Source organism: Pantoea sp. UBA6567, from assembly GCF_002434165.1.
In the GTDB taxonomy this organism is placed as follows: domain Bacteria; phylum Pseudomonadota; class Gammaproteobacteria; order Enterobacterales; family Enterobacteriaceae; genus Pantoea; species Pantoea eucrina.
Genome location: NZ_DJJN01000006.1, coordinates 1,218,774 through 1,231,983 on the forward strand (window position 1 = coordinate 1,218,774; position 13,210 = coordinate 1,231,983).

Annotated in this window: 9 protein-coding genes; 4 read left to right on the top strand and 5 right to left on the bottom strand. The window is 58.1% G+C overall.

Features of this window, described 5'->3' with window-relative positions:
- The first annotated feature begins 667 nt into the window (after positions 1-667).
- Complete coding sequence (locus B4M48_RS11865; RefSeq protein ID WP_288656794.1) at positions 668-2,236, top strand: TerC family protein; 1,569 nt, start codon at positions 668-670, stop codon at positions 2,234-2,236.
- 103 nt (positions 2,237-2,339) lie between these two features.
- On the opposite strand, the gene asmA is transcribed toward B4M48_RS11865, so the two are convergent.
- The 3 genes from asmA to udk all read right to left on the bottom strand — a co-directional run bounded on the left by asmA (position 2,340) and on the right by udk (position 5,502).
- Entirely contained in the window at positions 2,340-4,136 is a 1,797-nt protein-coding gene (gene asmA, locus B4M48_RS11870) for an outer membrane assembly protein AsmA (protein WP_039385392.1), read from the bottom strand.
- A gap of 59 nt (positions 4,137-4,195) precedes the next feature.
- Entirely contained in the window at positions 4,196-4,777 is a 582-nt protein-coding gene (dcd, locus tag B4M48_RS11875; RefSeq protein WP_039385394.1) for a dCTP deaminase, read from the bottom strand.
- 86 nt (positions 4,778-4,863) lie between these two features.
- Complete coding sequence (udk, locus tag B4M48_RS11880) at positions 4,864-5,502, bottom strand: uridine kinase (protein ID WP_039385396.1); 639 nt, start codon at positions 5,500-5,502, stop codon at positions 4,864-4,866.
- Between the two features lie 233 nt (positions 5,503-5,735).
- On the opposite strand from udk, the gene B4M48_RS11885 reads away from it, so the two are divergent.
- The 3 genes from B4M48_RS11885 (at position 5,736) to yegD (ending at position 10,454) form a co-directional block, all read left to right on the top strand.
- On the top strand, positions 5,736-6,347 hold the full coding sequence (locus B4M48_RS11885) for a phosphatase PAP2 family protein (protein ID WP_039385398.1): 612 nt from the start codon (positions 5,736-5,738) through the stop codon (positions 6,345-6,347).
- Between the two features lie 118 nt (positions 6,348-6,465).
- A complete protein-coding gene (locus B4M48_RS11890) occupies positions 6,466-9,030 on the top strand; it encodes a diguanylate cyclase (RefSeq protein ID WP_288656796.1) in 2,565 nt (854 codons plus the stop codon).
- A 71-nt stretch (positions 9,031-9,101) separates the two neighbouring features.
- Positions 9,102-10,454: a molecular chaperone gene (yegD, locus tag B4M48_RS11895; protein WP_071668011.1), complete on the top strand. Its 1,353-nt coding sequence runs from the start codon at positions 9,102-9,104 to the stop codon at positions 10,452-10,454.
- A gap of 43 nt (positions 10,455-10,497) precedes the next feature.
- Here yegD and B4M48_RS11900 read toward each other — a convergent pair whose 3' ends face one another.
- Together B4M48_RS11900 and B4M48_RS11905 are read right to left on the bottom strand one after the other, a co-directional pair.
- Positions 10,498-11,832: a carbohydrate porin gene (locus B4M48_RS11900; protein WP_071668012.1), complete on the bottom strand. Its 1,335-nt coding sequence runs from the start codon at positions 11,830-11,832 to the stop codon at positions 10,498-10,500.
- A 213-nt stretch (positions 11,833-12,045) separates the two neighbouring features.
- On the bottom strand, positions 12,046-13,008 hold the full coding sequence (locus B4M48_RS11905; RefSeq protein ID WP_039385402.1) for an aldo/keto reductase: 963 nt from the start codon (positions 13,006-13,008) through the stop codon (positions 12,046-12,048).
- Positions 13,009-13,210 lie beyond the last annotated feature (202 nt).

A 13,210-nucleotide genomic window follows, 5' to 3' on the forward strand; every position in this document is an offset into this window, starting at 1 on the left:
TCAATTCTCTATTGCTTTTCGCCAGAAAATTGTGATAAATACCAACGGATTAGTCTGAGTTCCATTGCCGCTACACCAGACAGTTCATTTCCTGTTTAAGCCGGTTCAGGCACGCTACCGCCCCTGGCTGTCGCTGCCAATACCGCCTGCTCATCCTGTTTTGCGCTTTTTTAACCATTTTTCCAGGATAACTCCTGGCAGGATCGTGCAGGTTCACAATTCACAACTTTAAAATGCATTACCCTGCGCTATTAACCAGATTGGCGCAGACATTTACTGACACGTTGCTATACTAGTTATTACTGGCTTGTTTACAAGTAGGGCCCGTGCCCCCTGTGCTATTTTAGGAAAAAGACTACCAGCCATTAGTAATGACGCCACATCTGCCGCGCAATCAGCGGTGAAAATTCAGAATTATTCGGATATACGATTGGTAAAATGTACGCGGCAAACCTCACCACCTGGCATAACAATTAATTGTTCGCGACGCCCCTCCTCCTGCATTCTTAATCCATACATTTTGCTTATTTTGCCTGCTGCACTCTGAACATTTTCCCGATTGACACGTATAACCTTATACCAGCAGGGTCGGCAGGGTTTTGCCCTGTTTCCGGCCATTCACTATCATCAGATTAAACCCATTTTGAGACATTACGGTGACATGAGTATGTGGGAGTGGATCGTTGATCCGTCGCTCTGGGCGGGATTAGTAACGCTAATCATTCTGGAGCTGGTGCTGGGCATTGATAACCTGGTGTTTATTGCCATTCTGGTCGAAAAGCTGCCGCCGCTGCTGCGCGACCGGGCGCGCGTGATTGGCCTGATGCTGGCGCTGCTGACCCGCCTCGGGCTGCTGGCCTCGCTTTCATGGCTGGTCACGCTGACACAGCCTCTGCTCACCCTCTGGCAGCATAGCTTCAGCGCACGCGATCTGCTGCTGCTGCTGGGCGGTATTTTCCTGCTCTATAAAGCGACCACTGAGCTAAATGCGCGACTCGAAGGGGGTGACGATGAGTGTGGTCAAAATAAGAACGGCGCTAAATTCTGGCCGGTGGTGGCGCAGATCGTGGTGCTGGATGCTATTTTCTCCCTCGACGCTGTCATCACAGCAGTGGGCATGGTCAATGAGCTGCCGGTAATGATGGCTGCGGTCACCATCGCTATTCTGCTTATGCTGCTCGCCAGCAAGCCGCTGACGCGTTTTGTGAATAGTCATCCCACGATTGTGATCCTCTGCCTGAGCTTTCTGCTGATGATTGGCTTCAGCCTGGTTGCAGAGGGGTTTGGCTTTGTTATTCCCAAAGGGTATCTCTACGCCGCTATCGGTTTCTCTATTCTGATTGAAATGCTCAATCAGCTGGCGAGCTTTAATCGCCGCCGCTTTTTGTCAGCCGGCCGTCCGCTACGCCAGCGCACGGCCGAAGCGGTCCTGCGCATTCTGCGCGGAGAGGCGCAGCGTGCTGAACTGGATGCGGATACGGCCTCGCTGCTGAGCCATAGCGATGAAGGCGCTCTGTTTAATCGTCAGGAGCGGCTGATGATCGCCCGGGTGCTGGGGCTGGCGCAGCGGCAGATCAACACCATTATGACCTCCCGGCACGATGTGGAATCGGTTGATTTAAGTGAAGCGCCTGAAGAGATTATGGCGAAGCTCGATCGCAATCAGCACACGCGTATTCTGGTGACGGAAAATGGCTGCGATCCGCTGGGGGTGGTGCACGTTATCGATCTGCTGCATCAGTCGCTGCACAGTGATTCCCTTGATCTGCGCGCGCTGATCCGTCAGCCGCTGGTGTTTCCGGAACGGGTAACGCTGCTGCAGGCGCTGGAGCAGTTTCGCCAGGCGCGCACGCATTTTGCCTTTATTGTCGATGAGTTTGGCTCCGTCGAAGGCGTGGTGACGCTGAGCGACGTGATGGAGACTATCGCCGGTAATCTGCCTAATGAAGGAGAGGAGCTGGATGCGCGCTACGATATTGAACCCGGCCCGCAGGGAGGCTGGATCGCAAACGGGCATATGCCATTGGACGATCTGGCGCTCTATGTCGCGCTGCCGGTAAATGATAAACGCGATTATCACACGCTGGCCGGCCTGCTGATGGACACGCTGCAGCATGTCCCCGAAGAGGGTGAAGAGCTGCGGATAGGAGATTACCTGCTGCGCGCGCTGCAGGTGGAGAATCATCGGGTACAGAAAGTGGAAATTATGCCGCATCCTTTATCAGAAGCACCGTAGCGACGCCCCAGCGGTGCGGCATCCGGGCACCGTAAACGGCACCCCTGTAAACCGCAGGGGGCGCATTAATGCGCCCCTGCCATATTTATGCGCCCCTGTCGTGTTAATGCGCTCCTGACGGATGGCGGTCAAGCCACTGATTAAGACGCGATTTCGCTTCGCTCTGCAGCTGCTGGCGCACAACATCATCTATCGGCAGCGAATATTGCAGTTTGTCCCAGCGACCATACATACGGAGCGGAATGGGCTGCTGATTCAGGACTTTTGCCAGACGCTCGTCCCCTTTCCAGCCGCGCAGCATCATATTGATGGTGACATCCAGCTGCTGTTGCACAACGTCAACGGTTCCGCGCGTCTGAAGTGCCAGCTGGCTGCTGCCGCCCTGCAGATCGGTAAACGCTACTTTTCCCTGCTGCAGGCTGATATGGCCCGCCAGCTGCTGTATGCCCTGGCTATCAGGCTGATCGTTGGTGACCTCACTACTGGCGCGCGCGACGGCGCGGCGTACCATCTGTTGCAGATTAAGCTGCGTAAGCTGCAGATTGGTGGCCTCCAGATCGGCACTGCCCTGCCAGTTCTGCTTCGCCTCTTCTACACTCAGCCCGGCTCCACTCACCTTACCCTGCAGCGATAGCGTCCCCTCAAGCGCAGCGGGCAGCGCCAGCGCTTTCAGCAGAGGGGCAATCGCAATATTCTCCAGTTCAGGCTGAAACGCAGCCCGGGTAACCGGTTGCCGGATATCAATCTGACCCGGCAGCGAGAAATGACCGTCACCCAGCCGGCCCTGTAACCGGCTAAGCGTCATCAGACCCTGCTGATTGCTGGCGTCGATCTGCAGGTTACTGAGCGTCAGCCCGCGCCACTGGCTCTGGTCCGCCTTCAGGGCAAGCTGCAGATTGAGCGTATTGAGCGGTGAATCGGCGTTATTGCGCAGTACCGGTTCCGCAATGACCGGCGGCTGCACCGGCGCGGCCTGCACGGTCCCGCTGCCGCTGCTGACCGGGGTACTGACGGCGAGGTTATCGATGTTCAGCGAGGTTGCATGCAGCGCCAGGCGCAGCTGCTGCGGCATCGCAATGCGTCCTTCCGCGCTGCCCTGCAGCGTACTGTCATTGGCGGTAAGCTGCAAATCGGCCAGCGAGAACTGCTGTTTATCGGCGTTCCATATCGCTTTTCCGCTCAGCGCGCCTTTAATGCCCTGTACCGGCAGGTTCGCGCCATCCAGCGCATAATCAAGCTGCGCCAGCTCGCCGCTGACCTGATGCGGATAGCGTGAGACATCCATCTCGCCCTGCAGATTAACGCTGAGATTGCGCTGGTTACGCGACAGGCGCGTGCTCAGCTCAATGTGGTTCTGTTTGCGGCTGTCCTGATCCAGGCTCAGATTAAGATTGCGGAAGTTGTACTCTTCCCCGCCCGGCTGCTGCCAGATAAGCAGGCTGTCAGCCACGCGCAGTTTCGCAATTGCCAGGCTCCAGCTCTGTGAGGCGGCTAATGCCGGCTCGCTGTCGCCAGGGCCGATGGGGGCGCCGCCAGGCTTCTGCGGCGCGCTCTCCGGCGTGGCGCGGATAATCGCGTTTTTCAGCATTACCTGACTGACGCTGAGCTGATGCGTGAGCAGCGGCCAGAGGTCGACGTCCAGCCGCATATTTTCGGCGGTCACCAGCGGCTGGCTGGCACCGGGTGCGGTGAGGCTCATACGTCCGGAAAGAATGCTGAGCTGAGGCCAGACGTGCCAGCGCAAATCGCTGCCCGTGACCAGCTGATAACCACTGCGCTGCTCTACCTGTTTTACCATGTAGGCGCGAAAGTCATTGGGGTTAACCAGTAGTACCAGTGCGGCCATCCCTGCCACCACTACCACTAACAGGATGGCCAGCGTGGTTATCAATCTTCTCATTGCATCCTCAATGTGATGATCCGCGCCTCGTCAGCCCTGCCCGGGCGCGGGTACAGCGATTAATCTTTATCGATACGGCTGGCGTCAGCACCCTGCTGACCGCGATATTTTGCATCTTCACGCCGGTTATAGGGACGTGCGGCCGGGCCCGACAGCGGTTCAAAGCTCAGCGCTCCAATCAGCATACCGGGACGCAGCGCCAGCGGCAGCTTGCCGGAGTTGTAAAACTCCAGCACGATACGCCCCTGCCAGCCCGGATCGATGCGGTGTGCCGTAACGTGAACCATTAACCCTAGTCGTGCCAGGGAAGAACGTCCATCCAGCCAGCCAACCAGATCGTCCGGAATGGTCACCGACTCCAGCGTCACCGCCAGCGCCAGCTCACCCGGATGCAGGAAAAACGCTTCGCCATCCGGTAATACAATCTCGTCACTCATCACCCGATCCAGCGCGGCGCTTACCGCCTGCTTGGGTCCGCTCAGATCGATAAAGGCGGCAGTATGGCCGCTGAAGGTACGAAACCCGTTACCCAGCCGCACATCTACCGTGGCGCCGTTAATGCGTTCCACCGGCGGACGCGGCTCAATGGCCAGCTTGCCGCTGTCAAGCCAGGCTTCAATATCGCGATCGCATAATCTCATCGCAGTAACTCCCTAATTAAAGTGTAGCGAAAGGCCGCCAGCACGGTGACAGCCCTGACGCATTCGATCCATGCCGAAACAGCGTATTAAAGATACTGATTAATTTTCGCTTTGAGAATATCGATAGCGATACGGTTCTTACCGCCGCGCGGCACAATAATGTCGGCGTACTGTTTGGAAGGCTCGATAAACTGCAGGAACATCGGACGGACCGTTTTCTGATACTGATTCATGACGGAATCCATAGAGCGACCGCGTTCATTCACGTCGCGCTTCATGCGGCGCATCAGACAGATATCCAGCGGGGTGTCGACAAAAATAGAGAAGTTCATCTCCTGACGCAGGCGCGCGTCAGTGAGCAGCAGAATGCCCTCAAGGATAATCACTTTTTTTGGCTTCAGATGAATGCTTTCGCTGGTGCGGGTATGTTCAACGTAGCTGTAAACCGGCAGATCGATATCCTGTCCTGACTTGATCGCACGCAGATGCTGCAGCAGCAGATCGTGATCCATCGCGCTCGGATGGTCATAGTTGGTTTTTACCCTCTCTTCCATGGTGAGGTGGCTTTGATCTTTATAGTAGGCATCTTCGGGGATCACACCGATATGCTCGTCACCGACCTGGTCACGGATTTCACGAAAGAGCGTGCTGGCAATAAGGCTTTTTCCGGATGCAGATGCACCTGCGATGCCAACGATCACGCACTGATGGGACTTGTCAGTCATACTTTTTTGAGACCTGATAACTGGGAGCACGCCTCTGCCGAAGCAGCAACGGGCCAAATGAGAGGGTTTGGTGGCGGCAATTATAGGTATTTCGCCGGTTTGACGCCAGAGTAAATGCGGCGGCGCCCTTTTTCAGAAAATCTCCTTTTGGCAGGCAGCCGCTGAACCGATAGACTGTCGGGCTGCCCGCGCCCGGTTTGTGCGGGTCGCCCGTTAGCCCTGCAAGGAAAAATATGAGCTGGAGAACACTGACCTATTTTGGCGACAGCATGCTGCTGATCCCCACCGCGGTGATCATCGCCCTGGTGCTGCCGTGGAAAAGCAGCAGTCAGCGTACCGTCTGGTACTGGCTGCTGGCGTTTGGTCTCGCCGGGCTGCTGGTCAGCCTGTCTAAAATTATGTTTCTTGGCTTTGGCATCGGCAGCGCACGCTTTAACTTCACCGGCTTCAGCGGCCACAGCGCGATGTCCTCCACGCTCTGGCCGGTAATGATGTGGCTGATCTCCGGGCGCTGGTCCACTTTCTGGCGCGCCGTGACGATCGCCATCGGGTATGCGATCCCGCTGATGGTGGGTTTCTCCCGCCTGGTTATTCATGCGCACTCCGTCAGTGAAGTGCTGGCGGGCCTGCTGCTCGGTTTTACCCTGAGCAGCGCGTTTCTCATCAGCCAGCGCCGCACGGTATTGAAAGGCTTTAGCGCCCTGCAGGTTGGCGTCGCCTTCCTGGTGCCGCTGCTGCTGATGGGTCACGGGCGCGTCGCCACCACGCAGCAGTTCCTGGAGCGTCTGTCGGTCAAGCTCGCCGGACTGGAAAAACCGTTTAAGCGTGCCGACCTTTTTCGCTGACAGCGCCATGACTTAAGCCAATTCAGCGTAAAGATCCTGTCTGAATGTGCTAGCATGCAGGGCAGAAACTGACTGGCGTATTTTCCCCATACCGGGTTGCGCGCTGCTGGACTGGTACATGATTGTTGAGATAGTCACCGCGCAGGATAAATCGCCAGGCCGCTGGCTGGCTGCCGTTACGCTGAGCATACTGGCTTTTCTGCTTACGCTGTTTTGTCTGGAGCTGATTGTGGTCAGCGGTCGTATTTCGCCGCTGTGGTACTCAACGGCGCTGATGACCGGCGTCGTTTTCCGCGCGCCGCTAAAACATATTCCGCTGCTGCTGGCGGGCTGCGTCGCGGGCACCGCGCTGGCAAATCTGCTGGTTATTGGTCCCGCGCTCAGCAATGCTAAATTTGCCCTTCTGAATCTGATACAGGCGCTGCTGGCCGGCGGCATGCTGCGTCTGCTGCTGAACCGCCGCGCGCCGCTGAACGCCCTGCCCGACTGGATCCGCTTTGCGCTCTGCGCCGGCCTGCTGGCTCCCCTGCTGGGCGGGCTGATTGCGCTCTGGCTGCTGCAGGTGGATAAGCAGGCGCTGCTCCCCTTCTTCTCCACCTGGGTGATTTCGGAAGTGATCGGCGTGCTGGCGTTTGGTCCGGTGGTACTGCTGTGGCCCGCTAAGCCGCTGCGTGAACTGATCGCGCCGGGCCGCCAGCTGGAGACCCTGCTGACGCTGCTGGTTACCCTGCTCGCCAGCTATCTCTCCCTGCGCTTTCTGCCGTGGCCGTTTACCTTTATCGTGGTGATCCTGTTCTGGTGTGCGGTCCGGCTGCCAAAATTTGAAGCGTTCCTGCTCTGCTTTATTAATGCCAGTTTCATTTCGCTGCTGCTGGCGCTGGACTGGGTCAACCCGGTACAGAGTGGCGCTTCGCCCGGTCTGGTCTCTGCCTGGCTGCCCTTTCTGCTGGTGCTGCTGCCCAGCCATGTCATGGCGCTGATCATGGACGCCTTCCGGCGCGAGAAAAACCATATCACCGAGAGTGAAGCGCGCTTCCGCAATGCGATGGAGTACTCTGCTATCGGTATGGCGCTGGTCGGCACCAACGGAAAGTGGCAGCAGGTGAACCAGTCACTTTGCCGTACGCTGGGTTATCGCGCCTATGAACTGACGCAGCTGACTTTCCAGGAGATCACCCATCCGGACGATCTGCACAGCGATCTGCAGCTGATGGAGCGTCTGCTGGCGGGCGACCTGATGTCCTATACCTTTGAAAAGCGCTATTTTCGCAAAGATGGCGAGATCGTCTGGTCGCGTCTGACCGTCTCTATGGTGCGCGACGCGCAGCAGCAGCCGCTCTATTTTATCGCGCAGATTGTCGATATCTCCGAGCTGCGGCAGAGCGAGCAGCGCAACCGCCAGCTGATGGAGCGCATTACGCTGGCCAATGAAGCGGGCGGCATCGGCGTCTGGGAGTGGAACCTGAAAACCGGGGAGATGCTCTGGGACAAGCGCATGTATGAGCTGTTTGCACTGGATCCGCAGCAGAAACCCACGTATGACCTCTGGCTGCATCTGGTCGATCCTGCCGAGCGCGAAAGCCTGGCGCTGATTGTGCAGCAGGCGATTGAGCGCCGCTCGGCCTTTCATCTTGAGTATCGTCTCAACCTGCCGCACGGCGTACAGTTTATTCGCTCAGAAGCGAATCGTATCCTGAGCCAGGATGGACAGATCGAGCGCATACTCGGGATCTGCCAGGATATCACCTCACTGCGTACCCTTAATGACGCGCTGTTCCAGGAAAAAGAGCGTATGGCGATCACCCTGGATTCGATTGGCGAAGCGGTGATCAGCACCGACGATGAGATGTGCGTGACCTTTATGAACCCGGTTGCTGAAAGCCTGAGCGGCTGGCCGCAGGAGCAGGCGGCCGGCACGCCCCTTGGCGAGCTGCTGAATATCACGCGCGGCGCTGACGGCCCGCGCATCGACAATCTGCTGCTCTGTACGCTGCCGGATGAAAAAATCTCTCCGGCGCTGGATGAGGGGCTGGTGCTGCATACGCTGGCAGGCGCGCAGATAGAGATCCACTACAGTATTACGCCGCTGAAAACCCTGGCCGGCAGCACCATTGGGGTGGTGATGGTCATTCAGGATGTCAGCGAATCGCGCCAGATCATGAAGCGTCTGAGCTATAGCGCGTCACACGACATGCTGACGCAGCTGCCTAACCGGCCCAGCTTTGAAGATCGGCTGAAACGGCTGGTGAATGATGCGGCCGTCACCGGCACGCCGCATGTGCTGGTGTTTATCGACCTGGATAAATTTAAAGCGGTCAACGATACCGCCGGCCATGCGGCGGGGGACGCGCTGCTGCGCGAGCTGGCGGTGCTGATGCAGCAGCAGCTGCGCAGCAGCGATATGCTGGCGCGCCTCGGCGGCGATGAGTTTGGCATCCTGCTGCCGCACTGCGAGGTCGATCAGATCCGCGATCTGGTGCAGGACATCGTGGATGTCGTCAATGGCTATACATTTTACTGGAAAGCGCACCCTTACCAGGTGGGTGCCAGCGCCGGCATCACGCAGATTGATGCGCGCAACTGCCTCAGCAATGTGGTGATGTCGCAGGCCGATGTCGCCTGCTACAGCGCCAAACATGCCGGGCGCGGTCAGTATCAGGTTTATCAGGATGCAGAGAGATAAAGCACTGCATATTGCCAGCATGACCAGCCTGCGCTAAAGTCGCCCCCTTTTTTTCTGGCATGGGGCATAAGATGTATATCGGTTTTGACTACGGCACAGCGAACTGCGCTATTGCAGTAAGCGATAACGGCACGCCGCGGATGCTGGCGCTGGAAAATGACCAGCCGCTGCTGCCCTCGATGATCTGCGCCCCGGTGCGCGAGGCGATCAGCGAATGGCTGCATCGCCACCATCAGGTGCCCACGCCCGCGAGCGAAAACACCGCCCTGCTGCAGCGCGCGCTGCGCTACAACCGCGAAGAAGATATCGAGATAACCCCTGGCAGCGTGCAGTTTGGCCTGACCGCGCTGCAGCAATATATGACAGAGCCGGAAGATGTCTGGTTCGTCAAATCACCGAAATCCTTTTTGGGCGCCTCTGGCCTGAAGCCGCAGCAGATCGCATTTTTTGAAGATCTGGTGTGCGCCATGATGCTGCATATCCGACAGCAGGGTGAAGCGCAGCTCGGGCAGCAGATCAACCAGGCGGTTATCGGTCGCCCGGTCAACTTTCAGGGGCTGGGCGGTGACGATGCCAACCAGCAGGCGCAGGGGATCCTGCTGCGTGCGGCACAGCGCGCCGGCTTTCGTGACGTTGAGTTTCAGTTTGAGCCGGTGGCCGCCGGGCTGGACTTTGAAGCCACGCTGGACAAAGAGACGCGCGTGCTGGTGGTCGATATCGGCGGCGGCACCACCGACTGCTCCATGCTGCTGATGGGGCCGGAGTGGCGCCAGAAAGCTGACCGCCACGCCAGCCTGCTGGGGCACAGCGGCTGCCGCGTCGGCGGTAACGATCTCGATATCATGCTGGCGTTTAAAACGCTGATGCCGCTGCTGGGTCTGGGCGGCAGCACCCGCAAGGGCACGGCGCTCCCCGCCCTGCCGTGGTGGAACGCCGTCGCAATTAACGACGTTCCGGCACAGAGCGAGTTCTACTCCGCCGCCTGCGGCAAGCTGCTGCAGGATCTGGTGCGCGATGCAGAAGAGGGAAACCGCGTGGCACATCTGCTCAAAGTATGGCAGCAGAAGCTAAGCTACCGGCTGGTGCGCGCGGCTGAAGAGAGCAAAATTGCGCTCTCAGCGCAGGCGGAAACGGATGCGTCGCTGGCGTTTATTGCGCAGTCGCTGCAGGCGAAGATCAGCGCGGCGCAGCTGGAAGAGGCGATCAGCCAGCCGCTGGAGCGGATGCTGGAGCAGGTACAGCTGGCGCTGACCACCAGCGAGACCCGACCGGACGTGATCTATCTTACTGGCGGCAGCGCACGCTCGCCGCTGCTGCGTGCGGCGCTGCAGCAGGCGCTGCCCGATACCCCGATTGCCGGCGGCGACGACTTTGGTTCGGTGACCGCCGGACTGGCGCGCTGGGCAGAGGTGATGTTCCGCTAGCGGATCGTAACAGGAGGCGCAGCCTGCGCCTCCTCCCTGCCCGTCAGAAGTTGATATTGGCTGAGATGCCGCCGACAAAGGCATCTTTCACCTCTCCGACCGCGCCCGGCGCCACGACATACTGCAGGTTAGGCCGCAGCTGCAGCCACTTCGCCAGCTGCGCATTGTAGTAAATCTCATAGTTGTATTCCGATCCCGCCTGCAGCGGCAGATAAGCCGGGCTGTCAAAGCGCGTTTCACCACTGGCTGCGTTCTGCTGGCGCAGGGCGCGGCTGTAGGCGCTGTTAACGTGAATACGCGCGGCACCAATACCGATTTCATCCTGCGGACGCGCATCAAGCGGCCCCTTCCAGGTAAAACTGATGGACTGATAATTATCGGTTTTCGACGTCTTACGATCGTTCATGACCGCCTGCACCGTTACCCCCAGTCCGCGGCTGGCGTCTCCGCCCTGCGCGGTCAGCTGCTGCTGCAGCAGCAGGTAGCCGCCATAAGCGTGATCCTGACGCTGATAGCCCCCATCCCGCCAGCTGCCGTAATTATCCCCGTTTACGGATGAGTAGTAATAGCCGAGTCGATAGTTGCCCGGCAGCCCCGCTGCGCCCAGGGTCGGTTTCCAGCCCAGCTCGACCGGCACCAGATTGCCTTCTGAATGACGGGTATCCAGGCGGAAACCGTCGCCGCGATCGTAGTTGGCGCGATTCTGGTTGTAAAAGCCGACCTGGAAGAAGAGTTCGGGCGTGATATTCGCTTTCAGGCGTCCGCCCCACTGTGAAACCGGCCAGTTAAACCAGCGGTCGCCGCGCCAGTTGCCTGCCTGACCGCTGCCAAAGGCAAGGTTCTGAAACCTGCTGTCGAGGCTGTCAAAATCTTCACCCACGGTGACCCGTCCGGCCTTGAGATTAACCCGGTTGTCAAACAGCCCCTTGCTCAGCCAGAACTGTGTCAGACGCCACGTCTGGCCGCGGCCATAGACCTCCTGCACGGAGGAGAGCATGCCGGTGCGGCGATCGGCTACCTGATCGGAGATGTTGCGCCCGTCGCGATTAGTGACGGTGACCTGGAACTGCGCATCCTGCCAGTCGAGCAGCTTTTGCAGATCGAAATTCGCACCAAACGCCCACTGATCGCTATAGCGCATTGAGGTGTGGCTGTCTGCTCCGCCGCCGAGATTAGCGGCGCTCTCCATGGTGTAATTTACGTCAAACTTCACGCCGGCACTCTCCAGCTGCGTGCGGCTGCCGTTCCAGTCACCCAGCATCCAGGGCGAATCGTAGCTGAATGCATCTGCCGCGACGGCGGCAGAACTGAACATAGCCAGCATCAGCGTGCCCGCAGCCAGTTGCGGCAGCGGGTGCAAAGCAAAAATTTTTTTCATCGTTGTTATCTTCTGCAAAGTTATAAGGAAAACCGCGCAGAGGATAGTGCCGGGCAGCAGCAGGGTTTTGCAATTTCGTGTGGATTTACGCCTGCTCAGTCAGTGGATTAGCGCATTTGTGATGAATATCTAAGATTTAAACATTCAAAGTGTGACAGTGACTATTGATTGCTCTGTATCAATATACGGGGTGCCGCAGCACCCCGGGCGGGATCAGAGGTGACTGGCGCGCGCCAGCTCCTCAATTTCCTGTTTGCTCAGCTCCAGCTGGGTGGCTTTTACCAGCTCATCCAGCTGCGCCAGCGATGTTGCGCTGACAATCGGCGCGGTAATGCTGGGACGCGCAATCTGCCACGCCAGCGCCACCTGCGTGGCTGACGCATCGTGTGAGGCAGCGATATCCTCCAGCGCCTCAATAATGCGGCTGCCGCGCTCATTGAGATATTTTTCCACTATCGCCTGACCGCGCGGGCTTTTACCCGCATCCTGCGGCTTTTTATATTTGCCGCTGAGAAAGCCGCTCGCCAGCGAGTAGTAGTTGATCACGCCAAGACCGTTTTTCACCGCCACCTGCTCCAGGCCGTTCTCATACCCTTCGCGATCGTAAAGGTTATATTCCGGCTGCAGCGTTTCATAGCGCGCCAGCCCCTCTTTGCTGCTGACATCCAGCGCCTCCTGCAGACGCGCTGCGGAGTAATTTGAGGCGCCGATAGCGCGTACCTTGCCCTCTTTGATCAGGGAATCAAACGCTTTCAGGGTATCTGCCAGCGGCGTCTGCTCATCATCGCGATGCGCCTGATAGAGATCGATCACATCCGTCTGCAGCCGGCGCAGGGAATCCTCTATCGCCTGGCGGATATACGCAGGCTTCAGCCCGGTTTTTTCCGGCGACAGCTCCATGCCGACTTTAGTCGCCAGCACGATGCGATCGCGTTTGCCGCTCTGCTTTAACCATTTGCCGATGATCGCTTCCGATTCACCTCCCTGATTGCCCGGCACCCAGCGGGAATAGACATCCGCGGTATCGATAAAAAACAGGCCATTTTCGACCAGCGCATCCAGCAGTGAAAAGGAGGTCTTCTCATCGACTGTCCAGCCAAAAACGTTACCACCAAAAGTCAGGCGCGGAACGGTAATACCGCTGTCGCCCAGCTGACGGGTTGCAGGTTGTTTCATTGCGCTCTCCCTGGTTAAACGAGATAGGTTTGTCTTTAAGCGTAGCAAATGAAAAAGTCGCACCGGGGTCTATTCATGCCAGAATAGTGTCAGAACCGGGAAATCCTTTACGCCGCGCTGAGCAGATATTCTTAATTCCTTCAATTTTCGCCTGGCGCAGGCGGCTACACTTATTTTCGTTTGCGCTGTCCGGATGTCGGGC